The organism is Sphingobacterium sp. (genome assembly GCF_039596235.1).
Taxonomy (GTDB): Bacteria; Bacteroidota; Bacteroidia; order Sphingobacteriales; family Sphingobacteriaceae; genus Sphingobacterium.
On sequence record NZ_JBCNKE010000001.1, the window covers coordinates 443,214 to 460,314 of the forward strand.

Annotated in this window: 14 protein-coding genes; 7 read left to right on the forward strand and 7 right to left on the reverse strand. The window is 39.4% G+C overall.

Translation table 11 applies throughout. From position 1 onward, the window contains the following. From ABDW32_RS01815 to ABDW32_RS01825, 3 genes are read left to right on the forward strand one after another with little or no spacing between them, the layout of a single operon-like run. The gene (locus tag ABDW32_RS01815) at nucleotides 1-1,149 is read left to right on the forward strand and encodes an iron-containing alcohol dehydrogenase (RefSeq protein ID WP_343558840.1); all 1,149 of its coding nucleotides are present in this window, start codon (nucleotides 1-3) and stop codon (nucleotides 1,147-1,149) included. Next, on the forward strand, nucleotides 1,133-1,909 hold the full coding sequence (locus ABDW32_RS01820) for a gamma-glutamyl-gamma-aminobutyrate hydrolase family protein (RefSeq protein ID WP_343558841.1): 777 nt from the start codon (nucleotides 1,133-1,135) through the stop codon (nucleotides 1,907-1,909). The genes ABDW32_RS01815 and ABDW32_RS01820 overlap by 17 nt, the downstream gene beginning before the upstream one ends. Then, the gene (locus ABDW32_RS01825; RefSeq protein WP_343558842.1) at nucleotides 1,887-3,263 is read left to right on the forward strand and encodes an aldehyde dehydrogenase family protein; all 1,377 of its coding nucleotides are present in this window, start codon (nucleotides 1,887-1,889) and stop codon (nucleotides 3,261-3,263) included. Before ABDW32_RS01820 ends, ABDW32_RS01825 begins: the two co-directional genes overlap by 23 nt. Before the next feature lie 124 nt (nucleotides 3,264-3,387). On the opposite strand, the gene ABDW32_RS01830 is transcribed toward ABDW32_RS01825, so the two are convergent. Continuing rightward, on the reverse strand, nucleotides 3,388-4,650 hold the full coding sequence (locus ABDW32_RS01830) for a metallophosphoesterase (protein ID WP_343558844.1): 1,263 nt from the start codon (nucleotides 4,648-4,650) through the stop codon (nucleotides 3,388-3,390). Between the two features lie 250 nt (nucleotides 4,651-4,900). Here ABDW32_RS01830 and ABDW32_RS01835 point away from each other — a divergent pair, with 250 nt between their 5' ends. Then, entirely contained in the window at nucleotides 4,901-5,278 is a 378-nt protein-coding gene (locus tag ABDW32_RS01835) for a VOC family protein (RefSeq protein ID WP_343558845.1), read from the forward strand. Between the two features lie 67 nt (nucleotides 5,279-5,345). Then, on the forward strand, nucleotides 5,346-5,885 hold the full coding sequence (locus tag ABDW32_RS01840) for an SDR family oxidoreductase (protein WP_343558846.1): 540 nt from the start codon (nucleotides 5,346-5,348) through the stop codon (nucleotides 5,883-5,885). A gap of 421 nt (nucleotides 5,886-6,306) precedes the next feature. Here ABDW32_RS01840 and ABDW32_RS01845 read toward each other — a convergent pair whose 3' ends face one another. From ABDW32_RS01845 to ABDW32_RS01855, 3 genes are all read right to left on the reverse strand, one after another. Then, nucleotides 6,307-7,362 carry a ketoacyl-ACP synthase III gene (locus ABDW32_RS01845; protein ID WP_343558847.1) on the reverse strand — a complete coding sequence of 352 codons (1,056 nt, stop codon included), beginning with the start codon at nucleotides 7,360-7,362 and terminating at the stop codon, nucleotides 6,307-6,309. Between the two features lie 475 nt (nucleotides 7,363-7,837). Then, on the reverse strand, nucleotides 7,838-8,074 hold the full coding sequence (locus tag ABDW32_RS01850) for a hypothetical protein (RefSeq protein WP_343558848.1): 237 nt from the start codon (nucleotides 8,072-8,074) through the stop codon (nucleotides 7,838-7,840). Between the two features lie 110 nt (nucleotides 8,075-8,184). Beyond that, a complete protein-coding gene (locus ABDW32_RS01855) occupies nucleotides 8,185-9,072 on the reverse strand; it encodes an alpha/beta fold hydrolase (RefSeq protein ID WP_343558850.1) in 888 nt (295 codons plus the stop codon). 240 nt (nucleotides 9,073-9,312) lie between these two features. On the opposite strand from ABDW32_RS01855, the gene ABDW32_RS01860 reads away from it, so the two are divergent. Continuing rightward, on the forward strand, nucleotides 9,313-9,846 hold the full coding sequence (locus tag ABDW32_RS01860; RefSeq protein WP_343558852.1) for an HD domain-containing protein: 534 nt from the start codon (nucleotides 9,313-9,315) through the stop codon (nucleotides 9,844-9,846). A 41-nt stretch (nucleotides 9,847-9,887) separates the two neighbouring features. Here ABDW32_RS01860 and ABDW32_RS01865 read toward each other — a convergent pair whose 3' ends face one another. After that, nucleotides 9,888-10,532, reverse strand: a complete 645-nt coding sequence (locus ABDW32_RS01865) for a DNA alkylation repair protein (protein WP_343558854.1) — start codon at nucleotides 10,530-10,532, stop codon at nucleotides 9,888-9,890. Nucleotides 10,533-11,001: 469 nt separating this feature from the next. Between ABDW32_RS01865 and ABDW32_RS01870 the strand changes: the two genes are divergently transcribed. Next, a complete protein-coding gene (locus ABDW32_RS01870) occupies nucleotides 11,002-12,075 on the forward strand; it encodes a hypothetical protein (protein ID WP_343558855.1) in 1,074 nt (357 codons plus the stop codon). 99 nt (nucleotides 12,076-12,174) lie between these two features. Here the strand turns inward: ABDW32_RS01870 and ABDW32_RS01875 are convergent, their stop codons facing one another. Then, nucleotides 12,175-13,770, reverse strand: a complete 1,596-nt coding sequence (locus tag ABDW32_RS01875; RefSeq protein WP_343558856.1) for a RagB/SusD family nutrient uptake outer membrane protein — start codon at nucleotides 13,768-13,770, stop codon at nucleotides 12,175-12,177. Between the two features lie 10 nt (nucleotides 13,771-13,780). Beyond that, a complete protein-coding gene (locus ABDW32_RS01880) occupies nucleotides 13,781-17,038 on the reverse strand; it encodes a TonB-dependent receptor (protein WP_343558858.1) in 3,258 nt (1,085 codons plus the stop codon). Between the last annotated feature and the right edge of the window lie 63 nt (nucleotides 17,039-17,101).

Here is a 17,101-nt window from a genome sequence, read left to right on the forward strand (position 1 = left end):
ATGGATACAGATAAAATTTATGGTTTTAATTTTCCCACACCAATTCGCTTTGGTGCAGGGGCAATCAATGAATTACCGGATTACTTATTGAGCAATGGGCTTAACCGTCCTTTACTGGTAACGGATCCGACGATTGCAGAACTTCCTTTTTTTAAGGAAATCCAACGTAAATTGACAGGCAGGGGAATAGATGTGATTGTGTTTCATGATTTACACAAAAATCCGGTTAAATCTGACGTGCTGCGAGGTGGGGACGTCTATCGGGGCAACAATAGGGATGCTATTATCGGCGTCGGGGGTGGAGCCGCACTCGATGTTGCCCGAGCAATAGCATTGCGGGCGCATCATCACCGTGATCTTTTTGATTATGATGATCTCATCGGAGGAGATATTTATGTGACCAATGAGATCCCACATCTGATCACTGTACCCACTACTGCGGGTACGGGAAGTGAAGTTGGCCGGAGTGCTATTATTTCGGAAGACGAATCCAAAAAGAAACGAATTTTATTCAGTCCTAGGTTGATGGCAAAAATTGTGTTTGCGGATCCACTCCTTACAATGGATCTTCCTGCATTTATCACCGCAGCTACGGGGATGGATGCGCTTACACATAACATGGAAGCCTACCTGGCAAAAGGATATCATCCGATGTGTGATGGTATTGCACTGGAAGGAATGGCGATGGTTGCAACAGCTATTGAAAAAGCAACCAAGGAATCTGATCTACAGTCACGTTCGAAGATGCTTTTGGCATCACTTATGGGGGCTGTGGCCTTTCAAAAAGGGCTTGGGGTAGTGCATAGCCTGGCCCACCCACTTTCTTCTTTGTTAGATACACATCATGGGCTCGCTAACGCTATTAATCTGCCCTATGGTATGCAATTCAACTATGCTGGGTTTGAAGATCGTTTTGATAAGATGGCAGTAGTGCTCGGTATAGGTAACAAAGCTGGAGATAAAATCGTAGACTATTTATTTGAGCTGAACACTCGCTTAGACTTGCCTACACATTTGTCATCTATAGGGGTACAAAAGCAACATCTTGCGCCATTATCGGAGCTTGCATTTGCAGATTTCTGCCATCCTTCAAATCCTAAACCTGTTACAACTGAAGACTTTCTTAAAATTTATGAAACAGCATTCTAGTAAAAATAGTATGATTAAAATAGGGATAAGCGCCTGCTTTTTTTATCCTGACAAGGAACGTGCTGTTTTTGGTGCTAAATCATTGAGCTATATGGAAAATGATATGGCTCGTTGGATAGGGAAGAAGGGAGTACTTCCGGTACTTCTTCCTGATTTGAATGATGATTTATTGATGGATTTAATAGATCAGATGGATGGCATCATCCTCCAGGGGGGAAGTGATATAGCTCCTGAACATTATGGAGAGGAACCCATAGGCAAGTGGAGAGGAGACGCTTACCGGGACGAGTATGAACTAAAAATATTGGATTATGCAATTAGGCAGGAAAAGCCAGTATTGGGTATTTGTAGGGGATTCCAACTGATGAATGTTTATTTTGGAGGCTCACTTTATCAGGATATTCCTTCACAAATACCTGGGGCTGGGATTCATCGCTCAGCAGAACTATACGATACCATTAACCATCCTATAAATTTTGTATCCGGGACTTTGTTTGACGATTTGTATGGACATGTCCCTAATCCTAAGGTGAATACAGTACACCATCAGGCTGTAAAAGAGCTGGGACGGGATTTAGAAGTATATGCGCGATCAGATGATGGCTTTATTGAAGCTTTTGGATATACTAAAGTTGCGCCGGGTAAAATAATGGGAGTACAATGGCATCCTGAGTTTTCTGCAACACAAGCTGGAGAATTATTGGATGAAGAATTGATTTTTAATGTTTTTCTTGAACATGCAAAACAACATAGAAATTAGAAACCCCGCTACGGGCGAGATAGATGCTGTGATCCCTGTTATCACGGTAGACGAATTGAATGCAGCAGCTGCGCTGTTAAAACAAGGGCAAGGTTCTTGGTCGAAGGTGCCATTACAACAACGCTTAGACTGTATTACGAAATTTGGACAGTTAATTCTCGCTAATAAACAAGAGCTTGCTGAAATCTTGACCAGAGAAACTGGAAAGCCCTTTACGCAGGCAATGAACGAAATTGTGGGGGCACAGAATCGTATCGAACATCTTCAAAAAAATGCCAACAGATGGCTTTCTGAAGAGCTGATTGTCAACGAGGGGGCTACCCACGAAAAGATTGTGTATGAACCATTGGGAGTGATCGCCAATATATCGGCTTGGAATTTTCCCTATAATGTTGGATTTAATGTATTCCTGTACGCGTTGGCGGCTGGCAATGCTGTGCTTTATAAACCATCAGAGTTTGCTACCGGTACAGGAATACAGTTTGAAAAATACTTGTATCAAGCAGGTATTCCTGAAGACGTGTTCAAATGCGTTGTCGGTGATGCGCAAGTCGGCCAGCAATTATTGGAGCTACCTTTGGATGGTTATTTTTTTACAGGGTCTTATAAGACGGGAGTCCATATTGCTAGCGCAGTGGCACATAAATTAGTCCCCGTGCAATTGGAACTAGGCGGGAAAGATCCGTTGTATATTGCCGATGACATCGTGGATATTAAAAAGGCAGCCATTTCAGCAGCGGAAGGTGCATTTTACAACAATGGACAAAGCTGTTGTGCTGTGGAGCGTATTTATGTATCGGACAAAATATACGATCAGTTTGTTGAAGCCTTTATCGAGGAAGTAGCCTCTTATAAGATTGGTGATCCGATGAGGCCAGATGTGTTTATCGGACCATTGACCAGAGCTGCCCAATTGACTGTTCTCGATGCTCAAGTAAAAGATGCGCTTCAAAAAGGAGCAATTTTGCGCTTGGGAGGGCATAAGCTGCCTAACGCAGGTTATTATTATGCCCCTACAGTTCTTGAGCATTGTAGCCACGAAATGGAATTAATGAAGGAGGAGACTTTTGGCCCATTGATCGGCATTCAGAAGGTATCTTCAGACGATGAAGCGGTACACTTAATGCAGGATACCGCATATGGTCTGACAGCAGCTGTATTTTCCTCCAATCGTGATCGGGCGTTGACTATTCTAGAAAAAATGGATACTGGAACGGTATATTGGAATTGTTGTGATAGAGTAAGTCCCAATGTCCCTTGGTCCGGACGGAAAAATTCAGGATTGGGATCTACCTTATCCGCACAGGGAATTCGAGCCTTTGTTCAACCTAAAGCATACCACTTGAGGCCATAAGTTTTTGGGTAAAAGTTGTTTGTAGGGCATTTGACTCGCTAGTTCGAGGACTTTAAAAGCGTTGAGCTCGGAAAGTTTGTTCATTTAAGGTGTGATGTTATCGTCCATGCATGGATAAGTAACGTCATACCTTACTTTTTAAACGGAACAGGGTGATCTCAGGCAATATCCCCAATCGACTGGGATAATCCAGGTAACCGAAACCAACATTCACGTAGAGAGATTGATGTTTTTCCTGATATAAGCCCGCCCATTCACGATAAGTATATTGAATTGGACTCCATTGATAATCAGGGTTGCTAAAGCCAAATTGGCCGCCATGCGTGTGACCACTAAAGGTGACGTCGATTCTTGGGTATTTTGGTAGTACTTCGGCCCTCCAATGCGAAGGATCATGTGAAAGCAAAAAGGTGATCGGAGAAACGGGATCTACCTTGGACATTGCCAGATCGAGATCGCCATAATTGTGCGGATTGTTTACGCCCCAATTTTCTACACCAACCAGTGTTATTTTTTCATTATTTAAGACGATTTCTTTTGACTCGTTGAGCAAGAGCTGCCAGCCAAGTTTACGATGGATATCTTTTATAGCGATCAGATTCTGCTGTTTGGTCAACCTACGTTTACCATTGAAATGAAACCGATTAAATCGATACTCTCCATAGTCATGATTTCCCAAAATAGAAAAGATGCCCAATGGGGCGTTCAATTTGTCAAATATGGAGATGTAATTATCCATCTCATCCGCAAAATCATTCACTAAATCCCCCGTAAAAAATATCATATCCGGTATGTGCGAAAGCAAGAGGTCTATACCCCTTTTTACTGCATTTAAATTATAAAGACTTCCAGCATGTATGTCCGAAATCTGGGCAATGGTTTTGCCTTCGAATGATTTTGGAAGATTTGGTAAAATCAACTCAACATGTTTGATTTGATAGTCATAAAGGTTGGATACGAATCCCCGAGTTAAGGCTGCTAATGGGATACTGCTTAAAAGAAGCCCACTTTTGATAATGAAATCCGATCTTCCTATAGTCTTTTTATCTGCATCTGGCATGATGTTATTGCTTGCCCGTTGTTTGCCTATATTTTTGAAAAATGCCGAAAGTAGGTCTACACCGATAAAGAAAAACAGGATCGATTTCCCAAGCAGCAATGAAATAGGAAAGAATATCAGGAAGGCCGTCTCATAGCTATTCCATTCAAAGAATAAACTGAAAAATATACATGCATAGGATCCCATGCTGAGAAACCACCAGATAATACTTGCGAATAACGGTTGCGATCTCCACAAAGCGAGTTTTCGTAACCTTCCGTATATTAGAAGATCAAAAAGGAAAAATATGACGACAATTTTTAGATAACCGTATAACTGTGGAATCATAATAAAGGTATGTTATTGATAGGGCTAAACCGAAAGTTGAAGGGTATCCCTAGATTATAATATACCTAAAATACTATTTTTTTGTTAATCCTGTTCTGGTGTTATTGTGCATTGATAAGAATTGTCTATCATATGTCTGTAAAATATTGGACTGGGTATTATAGCCGTGTCTGAACCAAATCTTGCCATAGGGCAAGAAACCGAGCTAACTAATTTATTTATCTTGTAGTATTATTAAATAAATGCAAATATGAGCACAACATTTGAAGCAGGGATTAATATCGCCATCAAAATTCCCAAAAACAAATATGAAAAGACTGTCGCTTTTTACAGAGATATATTAAAATTGAATGTTGAAGAAAAGCCAATCAATAATCCTACTGTTTCCAGGACGCATGAAGTGAAATTTGGACACAATATTATCTGGCTGGATTGTGTAGATAACTACACCCATTCTGAAACCTGGTTGCAACTTACTGTGGCCGACGTTGCTGAAGCGAATGATTATCTCCTATCAAGTGGAGTTGAAACCTGTGATGAGATTGAGGAACTTCCCGAAAATATGCATTGGATTACTGATCCGGCAGGTACAGTATTTAATTTGCAACAAACTAAGCAAAAGGTTTAATATTATCAGCGACGTCTCTCTATTTTATAGGGAAGCGTTTGTTTTAATTGTTTGGAGATGAAAAGCTGTGAACGAAACGGTCATCCATTTCGGGCGCCTTGATGTAGCTTTGAATAATGCAGGAATCGTGGATGCTTCGCCTATTCACGAAAAGACAATCGATGAATGGCGAAAAGTATTAGATGTCAACCTAAACGGATTGTTTTATGGTCTGAAATACCAAATAAATCAGATGCGCAAACAAGAGAGCGGTGGAAGTATCGTTAATATGGGATCTATTATGAGTCAGGTCAGTGAATTTGGGATTGCCGCTTATGCATCTTCAAAACATGGCCTCGTTGGTTTAACAAAAGTGGCTGCATTGGAAAATGCGACAAATAATATTCGAGTCAATGCCATTGGGCCCGGATATATTGAAACACCATTATTAATGGATAATAGTGCATCAGGGGAAAAATATAGAAGTTACATGGAATCAAAACATGCAATGAAGCGACTCGGAAAGCCTGAAGAGATTGCTAAAGCTTTTTTATTCCTAGCATCGGAAGATGCGAGTTTCTGTACAGGGGCCTATCTACCTGTAGATGGAGGCTATCTGATTCAATAACCAATTAATGTTTCGAAATTTAATTGAAAGGGCATCTTTATTATGATGGGCTGTCTATTTGAAGATAAGCAAAACGATATAACTAAGTATTTATTCGGTGTTCTATCGTTTTGCAATTAGTCTTAAATTTAAAATGCTAGATGACCTCAGGTCATCCAGCTGAAAAAGAACCACCATTTGAAAGCAGAACTATTAGTGACAACAAGTAGAAAGTTTCATCATTATCTAAATTGTTTTAGAACGCTACTATAAGCTAATGCTATATGATCAAGCTTTGTTGAGACAAAGGATCGTTATTATATTTAAAATTACGCTTAGCCCAACTTTAAAGAATAGGATCATTTTAGAAATATCAGAACTATTCGTATCAATAATAGAATTAAAAGTTAGTTTAAAAAACGGTTTTGATGGAAACAAACTATTAAAGCTTATAAGTAAAGGCATTGATATTCATTCCAGCACCTACTGAAGCAAATAAAATGATATCATTTTTATTGAATGAATGCCCTTCAATTTTCCCCTGCACAATTAGATCATAGAGTGTTGGAATAGTTGCGACACTGCTATTTCCAAATTTATGAATAGACATCGGCATGATATCTTTTGGCGGTTGCATATGGTATAATCCATAAAATCGCGCAATAATAGCCTCGTCCATCTTCTCATTGGCCTGGTGAATTAGTATTTTTTTTATGGCATGAATATCTAAATTAGCTTTCTCTATACAGATTTGCATGGCTAAAGGAACCTTACTGAGGGCGAATTCATATATCTTTCGTCCCTTCATTTTAATGTAACGGGTGTCTTGTTCATGTTGGCTATCAAAGGAAGGCCCAAAATAGAGATAATCAGCTTCATCAAATGCATAAGTGGCACTTTCAAAAGACAGTAATCCTGTGTCCTCGGTTGTCGCTTCTAGTATAACTGCTCCCGCACCATCGGCATAGATCATGGAATCGCGATCATAGGGATCTACTACACGAGAGAGTGTTTCGGTACCGATAACCATACAACGTTTGGCCATTCCCGATTTGATAAATGCATTTGCCTGTATCACCCCCTCATTCCAGCCGGGACAACCAAATAAAAGGTCATAAGCTATACAATGCGGGGTTCGTATACCTAATTTTTTCTTGACGCGTGTTGCTAGGCTGGGAACCGTATCAGATTGAACCTTTCCATATTGCACATCACCATAATTATGTGCAACAATGATATAGTCAAGTGTCTCTTGATCAATGTCAGCATTAGCGATTGCGCGTTCTGCGGCAATAGACGCAAGATCGGAAGCCACCTGATCATTATTGGCATAACGACGTTCCTCAATGCCGGTAATATCTTTAAACTTGCCTATAATGGATTCAGGATATTTTATAGGCTCACCAGCCTCATCCAAAAAGATACGATCTTCAAAGTTCGTGTTATTGATTTTATTGTCCGGAAGATAGCTGCCTGACCCAATAATTTTAATATTCATAAATTTCCCTCCGTTTCTCTATTATTGAGTAATGTCCGTGTAGTTTTTGTGGGAAAGCAGCAATTGATTATAATGCACAGTGAATTGCAAATTTCAATGTAGACATTTTCTTGACAGACCTTCTTTGCTTAATTTACCAAAATTATTTAAGATATTCCTATATAAGCCAAATAAAAGACAAACTTGTTCCTTGTTTTCGGAATATGATCAACTATGATGATTCTGAGAAGCCTCAATGGACGGAGCAGCCTCCGGGCTTATCCGAAGAGAATTAATTACCATAATACTTATAAAACTACCGAGAGTGATAAAAATCGGAAAATGTTAGATTTAATGAAGGGTATAAACCTTTAGGGTATTAGGGGACGCAGGGGAGAGTGTAGTCTGTTTTTCATACGCCCTATGCTAAATATGAGCGTATGATAAGCAGAAAGTTTAATCAGCATGAGATCGGTCTGAAATTAATAAATCCAGGTTAATCGTTGTCATGATTTTCCGAGGCCAATGAAAATTTAATTGATTTTTGCGGATAAGTATCCATACTCATACGGCTAGTATTTTTGATAATGGATTTTAAGCTAACGCGATCACCCAATTTAAAATAAGCTTCTACAGTTTGATAATCCAATAGGTAAGGGCCGCAAAAGTAATTTCCATTGGCATCTTTTTCTATAGGTCCTTGATAAAGCCCTGCTTTTGTTTCTCTTGGCATATATATTTAATTTTTGAAACAAAGGTAGGAAGAGTAATTGGCAATTCGCTGTTAATTGTAATATTCATTTTGTTATTGCCAATATTTATGATCAATAGCGGTATTATTATTTATTTAGATAATTGCTTTGATCTTAATATCTCGCGAATGCATTTTAAATAAACTTTGTTTTTCGAGAAATCATTATGCCCTTCATGGCTTAATGTGATGAAACGATCTGAGCTTTTTAACAGTTTAGCCAGCTTCTCGGAAGAACCATAGTATACAGCGTTATCACCGCTGCCGTGGAAAATAATAATCGGACATTTTACTTTTTTCAAATGCGATGCATTATCAAACCTGAAAGGGATTTGGGTGGTGTCCAGTTCAGGGGCAATATTATTCACCCAGTCTGCCAAATTGTAATAAGGGGCCTGCAAGATCAGGAGATTTGGTTGATTGTTTGCTGCAATATGAGATGCCAGGGCGCTACCCATAGATTGGCCTAATACAATAATACTACCTTCAGCATACAATGTCTTTAGCTTGTCATATACAATTTGAATATCATTATACAGTACATTTTCATCCGTAACTTTACCTTCGCTTTTGCCATATCCACGATAGTCAAGCATAAAGACGTCGTAAAAATTCGCTGTGTATATAGGTGCAATTTTACCCCATGTGTCTAGAGCATTATTACTTCCATGCAAATAGAAGATCAAACCTTTGGGCTTTTTCGCTTTAAATAATAGACCATTCAGAATAGTACCATCATTCATTGTGATGTATTTTTCTTCAAAAAGGTTATCAAAATTGAAAGCTAAATTTTTGATCTTTTTACCAGGAAACAATTGATCGGTTAGTAAAGCGTTCCATTCTTCTTTAGACCACAATTTTTTATCCTGTCCCTTACAGACGGAGGGAAACGTCATGATTGTGAGAAATAGATACGCCAGCCATACAACTAATCGTTTGGTGCATATTTCCTCGGATGATCTAATGGTATGCAATTTCATTGCTTTGTTCGCTTAATTGTTCAGTGTTATTCCTAAGTTAGTGGTAATATCTCAAATAACTTTATTATTTTGTTTCATGTCCTATATCACAGTAATTAGCTCTTCGCATGTATTGATGCTGAACGTTTATCCTGGGATTTACTTTTTTTTAAAAAAACTACTCCATCGCGAGCGGGAAAAATGTTAGATTAGTATTGATATTGATAGAACAGATAGGCCCGATGAGCCTTTGTAAATAAAATGATTAATCAAATAAAGATAGAACAATTGTCAGCGATATTAAATGTCCTGAAATTGGCTGAAAAATTAAAATTCGAGTTACGACATAGCTGGTTATCAAACGGACGTCAGGAGAGTGTTGCGGAGCATACCTGGCGGATGTCATTGGATCAGATTCGTAATCCAGATATCAAAAAGATCAAGCAACAAAACGAAGAGAAGGCCATCTCTAATATTAAGGAAATGCTTACATCGACGAATGGTCAAGAAATCTATGATCTTTTTTATGAATTTGAACAGAAGAATACTTTCGAAGCAAAAGTTGCGAATGCCATTGATAAATTAGAGGTACAATTACAACATAATCATGCTGATATTTCTACTTGGGAAGAGATCGAATATGATTTATCCTTTGTAATTGGCAAACATGTTCAATTTGATGAGACCTTTGTTATATTGAAAGATTTAATTGAGAAACAGGCTGCACAAAAGCTTGAAGATGCTGGATTAAATGTTTCAGCGATTCGCAACCGTGCGATAGCCAGTTTTAGCTGAATAGGATGAATCACCGATATCTCCAAGATAATTCGGTGATTTTATTTATTAAGTTTTGCGACCTGTATAGCAATGAATTTCGGTAGATAATTTGGAGTACAGTTTCTTGCTACTATTTCGTCTTTATAAAGTCCGGTTTGCTCGCCTATATTTATACACCTTGTTCGGTAATTTTCCTGAAAAATACCGATTTGGGCTGCGGTAAAGTTCATTGCCCATTGGACTTCAGGGACTTCATTTTCAATTCGGGATTCAATTTTTGCAAGTAGTTCCTCGCTATTTGAGGGTGGTGTCTGTCCTACCCAGCGCAGCCGCGCCTGATGATACCAAAAAGTACGTCTTTGAAGAGGAGATTTACTGTTTTCCCAACTTTCCATGAATGCAATTGTTCTTTTGTCCTTGGCAAGCTGATTCGCCATTAGCCAATCGATCAACGGTAGCTTTTCGCCCTCTTGATGCCGTTCAATATCGGTGACCAATCGATCAATAAGTTCCTGGGAAAGTAATTTCTTGTCCATCAGGAGGATAGCCAATTGTCTTGGGAGATACTGCGCTGTGGACCAGAGTTCCATGGCTAGTTCTTGGTTCTTCTTTATGATGTTAGCTATTTTTCGCAAATCGCCAAGTTTGGTATCCTTGCCGTTAATTTGCGTCATAATATTTTCTGCTGTCGATGATAGTTTCATAACCGTGTTCCATTAGTTAACAGGTGTACGCCACTCGCGTACTTATTGTCACTTTCTTGTATAGGGTGCATCTAATCATATTTATACGCTGATCAAGTGTTATCATATCGTGAATTTACTGATTTTTTAATTATTTATTCTAGTTGAGTTCACTACGAGCAAGATGATAAAATACAGTTTAATGCGGGACAAAACGGATATTCAGGAATAGTGATCTAGGTTGTGAAATAGAATAAGATTGTTTTTTGTAAATTAGTCAAGTGCTGTAACAGACTCCTAGCATAGCAAGGAGGAAAATGTCCGCAATAAGATTGTAGAAAGAGATGCTCGAAATTTTAAAACAAAAAATGCTGTTAACCCTTACAATATGAATAGAGAAAATGCGATCCATCTTTCGTTGACGAGTACGAATAGTCATACCGTAAAAATTGAGGCTGGTCAAGGGACTTTTTCTATTGGTGAAGCTGATATGGATAAGAAAAAATTTGATGTTCTTGTTGAAAGAGAATCGGCTCTCAACTGGCATGCCTTTGATGCATATACGACGCCCGCGGGTAGCCTTTGGCCAAGATTTTTTTATTATTATGGTAATGATATAGGCTTCTTGGAGTGGTCAAAAAAAAGAGCGATTGAAGATTTCTTTTGGCAGCCATCTAAACCAGCTGATATTAATTTATATGCTGCTCAGATCCGAAATTTGACAGTTCGTTCCAACAACATTCCTGTAAAAATAGCTTTACCATCAGGCGAAGATAATAATAACCTTGGTTTGAGATCGCTTAGTCTATCAGGAGACCTGGAAAATTTTGAAATTTTATCCGAAAATGCAAATCCATACATCCGTCTTTATCCTAATGTAAAGAGGGATAGATCCGTATTGCCTTATCGGCTACCTGTTTTTAAAGCCCTAGAAAAAATTACTTGGGTCGATGTTGTTGTTGAACCGTTAGGACAGCCACTTGATTGCGAATGCTTATTGCAATTTTCCAATTTGCAAGGGTTAAACCTTACAGGAAATCTTAGTAATGTAGCCAGTCTAAAGAAACTTGAAAAGTTGGAAAGTTTAGCTATTCGTTATGCTCCCAACTTGGAAAATTTCCCTTCTTTAAATGCTTGGGACAACCTGAAATCATTTATCGGCTGGAATATTGAGGAGATTACAGGAAAAAGATTAAAAACCGAATTAAAAGAGCTCATTAAGTCAGGTAAAGAACTAGAATATTGTTCAGTCTCCAAACTGCGGAGCTCAGTGTGGTTTACAACAGAATATGGAATTCCGTTTACAAACTGGGAAAGCAAAAATGCTAAAATAGCTACCAAAGCTTATAAAACTGCTTTACAGAAAATCGCTAAAGGCAAAACAGAAAACGAGGTAAAACAAGCCCTTGTAGAATTGATCGAAACAATTAATAAACTGCCTAATATTGAAACTGTAGAGCGGGAAGACACCAGTATTGCCATTCAGCAATTAATAGAAGCCTCGCCGGTAAAAATACAACAGGAAACCGCTAATAACTGGTTTGACGAAGTGAGGGATTTTTAGAGAAAGCAGGATTCGAGCCTGAGAATAGATCCAAGTAACATGGCAGCACTAGCTAAGTAAAAACGACTTTCCATCTGGAAAGCCGTTTTTTACTAGTGATTAATAGCCCGGATTTTGTACCAAATTAGGCTCTACCTGAAAACTACTTTCGTGAAATGGCCATAGGTATTGGTGTTTTAAGAACTTTCGATCTTCAATTTTGAGTACCTCAGACTGTCCTGCATTATTCAAACGCATATGACCGAGAGCAGCTTGATTAAGTACCGTTTCTGCCGTTTTCCATCGTAAGATATCACTATAGCGTAACCCTTCACCGGCGAATTCGATTCTTCTTTCGTTGCGAATGAGCGCTATCCATTCCTGCTGTGATTTTGCAACTAAATTGACATCCGCAACGGTCATATCAAGTCCAGCTCTTTTGCGAATTTGATTGATACAACTTTTGGCCAGTTCGTCTATTTCATTCAACATAATCTTGGCTTCGGCATAGGTTAAAAGGACTTCGGCATAGCGGGCTAAAGAAAAATGCATATTTCCACCAGTACGGAATGCATCGGCTTGGTCCACAAATTTCTTAAACCAGTATCCCGATCTGCTACTGCGTAGGTTTTGATAGTAAAAAGCGCTTTTGGAATCATAGATGTCTATTTTTTCATTATTGAAGAGATCGCCATGACCAAATATGCTGGCTTCATACCGTGGATCGCGATTCAATTTTGGATTAAGCTCATAAGCTTGCTTGCTGTGTAATGGACAGTTGTCAATTGGCCGACCCTGTAAAGTCCAATAGCTATCCACGAGTGCTTTTAGAGGAACAACATAGGATTGTCCATTTCCGGTTCGATATTGTGGAGCCAGATGTTGAAAAGAGGCCGTTGCGGAATTGTTATGACTCTCCATATCGAACTTAATGATAAACTCTTTATTAGTTTTATCAGCTTGATAGTTGAACAGATTAGCATATTGGGGATGCAGTTGATATTTTCCACTATCCATGATTTCTTTAGCAAGCCTTGCCGCGAGTTCGTACCTTCCATTATAGAGCGCATAACGCATGACCAATGTTTTAAAAGAATACTTATTGAACATATATGCATTTGTCGTACCTTCATTTTCTGGAAGTCTATTTGCAACATCTTCACTCATTTCAAAGAGTTTATCGAGAATTTCAGCTTTAGGTGTGACTGGTGGTGTCGCCTCTTCCAGTTTAACAGGAGTAAGCACAAAAGGAACATTCCCCCAAAACTCTGTAATCCTAAAGTAATGCCAGATGCGCAAACCTTCAAGAATAGCTTTATACCTTTGACGGGTAGATTCATTTTCGACATAGGGTACATTAACATTTGCCAAATAGGTGTTAATACGTCCTATGTGCTGATTGTGTAAATTCCAGTAGTAAACCGCTAAAGGAGAGTTGCTGGTCATATTGCCGTTGGCAATAATCATATGGTGATCTGTCTCAATGCGGGCATAAGCATTGTCCGAACGACCTTCGGTCATGTAAAAAAGGAGACGACGTTCACTAGGTCCCATAAAAGCATCCAAATAACTGCTGTAGACTACACGGCGTAAATCCTCCTCCGTGTTAAAAAATTCATCAAAAGAAGTTGCTGTTGGATCTCGCTTATCAAGAAATTTTTCACAGCTACTAAGTGTTGCCAAAGCTATTATCAGGGTAATAATTTTCTTTTTCATTGTGTTGATATTAAAAAATGCTCGCACTTAATCCAAAACTGTATGTTGCCATCCGCGGGTAATTTCCATTACCACTACCGATCCGTTCAGGGTCTAATCCTTCCCATTTTGTAATGGTGAATACATCCTGGGCGTTTACATAAATCCTTAGGTTTTTGACGCTTTTACCAACGGAGGGAAAAGTGTACCCAAGTTGAAGTGATTTGACACGGAAAAAGGCGGCATTGCTAAGCCATACGTTACTTAAAAGTGTGTTTGGCGTAGAGCCGGTCCAGAGACGCGGGAAACGGCTATTTGGATTTTCCGGACTCCAATGGTCGGCAACATATTCAACACGTGGTGCCCCTAGGTCATTGCTATTTCCATCGACATACACTGGATAAGCTTCCTGACCAGCTAGCCTACCCGTTCTTTTGCCCACACCTTGGCCCAGTGCTGAAAAATCCCAGCGTTTATAATGCAGGTCCATATTGATGGCGTAATTGTAATAGGGAAGTGGATCCGCTAGATAAACTCGGTCATTGTCGTTGATCAAACCATCTTGATTTTGGTCTACATAGCGGATATCGCCAGGTCTGGAATTGGGCATTTTCGCTGCGGTTTCATCAATTTCTTGTTGATTCTGGAAGTAACCATTTGATTGAAAGCCATAATAATTATTGATCGGGATCCCTCTATACCATATCTGATCATTATTGCCTTTGAAAATCAAGCGGTCATTTTCATTATAACCAGCCTTGAGTATGCGGTTGCGGTTATTGAATAGCATCGCGCCGACTTTATAAGAGAAATCATCTTTCTTGTCAGACCAGTTTACTGAAACTTCCCAGCCATTATTTTCTACCGCACCAATATTTACTGCGGAGACTAAGTTGTATGATCCTGTTAGGGGCGGAACGGCAAATTGGTCGTAGATTAAATCATATGAATTTTTATGGTATACCTCCGCTGTTAAAGAAAGTCGGTTTTTGAGCGCATTCATATCTAGACCGAGATTCCATTGTTTTTGTTTCTCCCATGAAAAATTAGAATTGGGAACTCGCATTGTCCATCCCCAGGTATTGACAGATTCCTGCCACAGATAGGGAGCAACATTTTCATTACCAATCAACCCGTATGAGGCACGGATTTTAATATTGTTGATCGTCTCAGATTCGAGAATTGGCTTGAAAAAGCGCTCATTATGCAGATTCCACGCAAATGCCCCTGATGGAAAGAAACCCCAGCGATGACCCGGTGCAAATTTACTGCTCCCATCCGAACGACCTGTTAACTCAAATATATAACGGTTGTCAAATGAATAGTTTAATTTACCAAAAAAGGAAGCCTTGCTAATTTCCCTAAAATCGGTAAATGTATAGCTCATGATCTCAGAGCCTGCGGTGAGATAGATTTTGTCTTTATCCTGACGCAGTTCTTTGTTGTAATTTACCAATGCCCGCGCAGTCAGCTGGCTCTCACTGACTCCTTGTGAAGCATTCACATCATTACCCCATATGCTGATCGGCGCCCCTTTTTCATCAAAGAATTTGTAGGTTAATCGCTTTTGCTTGTCGGCAGATTTATTGATCATGTAGGATACATTTCCTTCGATATTTAGGTTACTGTTGATATTGTATTTAGGCCGGAGATTGATCGTACTACGGTCATGCATATAATTTTTTGTGCCACCATGTTTAATCGAAGCAATCGGATTTATGTTGTTATGCAGTATGAATGGTTCAGGCCTGTCCACATCATAGTAGATCTGTTGCGTTGGGTTCAGGCGCCAGGCTTGTTGATAGAGTCCGTGACCATCATCATTTGCCATCAGCCGGTTGACTTGCAGACGATGTGCGTAAAAATCGGCCATCAAGACAAACTTATCTGCAATATTGATATTCGTATTGAACCTGGCTGAGAATTTTTGTGTACCTTCAATATTGTTGAGGCCATTTTCCTTAATATGACCCAACATAAGGTTAAAGGTACCTACACCACCGCCACCTGAAATACTTGCGTTGTTGTTAATTGCCGTAGACGTGCGTTCCATGATTGCGTCCAGCCAATTGACCCCTTTTATTTTTCCGCTGGCATATTGTTCAATTGTTTCATCCGAATAGATTGCTGGTTGTCCTTGTTGGATCAGTGTTTCGTTTCGCAATTTCATAAAATCAACTGCCCCCACAAATTCTGGAAGATCTATCGGTTTGTTTATGGCATACCAGTTATTTGTAAAAACTTTAAATTGGCCCGTTTGTCCACGTTCTGTTTCGATGATAATAACGCCATTGGCGCCACGTGAGCCATACATAGACGCTGAAGCCGCATCTTTAAGTACGGTAATACTTTTCACCTGATTAGGATCAATATCGTGGATACTCTGTTCCATTCCATCCACGATGACCAGAGGATCGGCGTTTTGTAAGGTGCTGATACCACGAATAGAAATGGTGCCAGGTACACTTCCAGGAAGGCTATTTCCCCGCATCATCGTAACACCGGGAATTGTTCCCGAAAAGGCATCCTGCATTTTATAGATAGGCCGGTTTTTTACTTTTTCCATATCCATTTGGGATACAGAAGAAGCCAGGTGCTTTTTATCGACCTCTGAAAATCCGACCACCACAACCTCTTCAAGCCCAATCTCATCACTGTCCATGACGATATTAAGTTCGGTTTTATTGTTGATGGGTAATTCAAGTTGTTTAAAGCCAACCGCGCTGAAGATCAATGTACCTTTATTCCCGTTTGGTAGAGAAAGCTGAAATTCACCTCTAGCATTTGTTGTGGTTCCAATGTTTGTCCCTTTGAGCAAAATGCTGACTGCACTTAATAGATTCCCTTTTGTGTCATGTATTTTCCCTCGAAGGGTTCGTTGCTGATACAGCATTTCGCTGCCTGGCTGATCACCAAGGGTATCGTCCTGTTTCCGTTTTATGACGACGGTACCCCGATGTACCATGTAATAAAATGCGCTATTCTTAAAGAGCTGATCAAGTGCTTTATTCAGGGTTGCATCTGTTATTTCAAGATTTGCTTTTTCATTATTCAGTAAGCCCTCCATAAAGATAAAACGTACTCCTGTCTGTTTGGTGATGTTTTTGAGGACTGTTTCAATCTTGGCGTTTTTGGCATGCAGTGTAATCTGAGCAGAGCTTGAAGCGTAGGCACCCATCATGGATGTTGCTAATAATATTCCGGTCAGTTTCATTTTGATTAGATTGTTCAAAATTTTCCCCTTGTCTATAGGACAAAGAATTCCTTTTGAATAAAATAAATTATTCATAATTTGGTAGAGAATTAATAGTTTACGATCAGTTGTTAATTCAGTTAGATGCAGGAGTATTGC

Coding starts and splice junctions, on each gene's coding strand:
- ABDW32_RS01815 (WP_343558840.1), top strand. CDS start 1: ATGGATACAGATAAAATTTATGGTTTTAATTTTCCCACACCAATTCGC.
- ABDW32_RS01820 (WP_343558841.1), top strand. CDS start 1,133: ATGAAACAGCATTCTAGTAAAAATAGTATGATTAAAATAGGGATAAGC.
- ABDW32_RS01825 (WP_343558842.1), top strand. CDS start 1,887: ATGCAAAACAACATAGAAATTAGAAACCCCGCTACGGGCGAGATAGAT.
- ABDW32_RS01830 (WP_343558844.1), bottom strand. CDS start 4,650: ATGATTCCACAGTTATACGGTTATCTAAAAATTGTCGTCATATTTTTC.
- ABDW32_RS01835 (WP_343558845.1), top strand. CDS start 4,901: ATGAGCACAACATTTGAAGCAGGGATTAATATCGCCATCAAAATTCCC.
- ABDW32_RS01845 (WP_343558847.1), bottom strand. CDS start 7,362: ATGAATATTAAAATTATTGGGTCAGGCAGCTATCTTCCGGACAATAAA.
- ABDW32_RS01850 (WP_343558848.1), bottom strand. CDS start 8,074: ATGCCAAGAGAAACAAAAGCAGGGCTTTATCAAGGACCTATAGAAAAA.
- ABDW32_RS01855 (WP_343558850.1), bottom strand. CDS start 9,072: ATGAAATTGCATACCATTAGATCATCCGAGGAAATATGCACCAAACGA.
- ABDW32_RS01860 (WP_343558852.1), top strand. CDS start 9,313: ATGATTAATCAAATAAAGATAGAACAATTGTCAGCGATATTAAATGTC.
- ABDW32_RS01865 (WP_343558854.1), bottom strand. CDS start 10,532: ATGAAACTATCATCGACAGCAGAAAATATTATGACGCAAATTAACGGC.
- ABDW32_RS01870 (WP_343558855.1), top strand. CDS start 11,002: ATGGATAAGAAAAAATTTGATGTTCTTGTTGAAAGAGAATCGGCTCTC.
- ABDW32_RS01875 (WP_343558856.1), bottom strand. CDS start 13,770: ATGAAAAAGAAAATTATTACCCTGATAATAGCTTTGGCAACACTTAGT.
- ABDW32_RS01880 (WP_343558858.1), bottom strand. CDS start 17,038: ATGAATAATTTATTTTATTCAAAAGGAATTCTTTGTCCTATAGACAAG.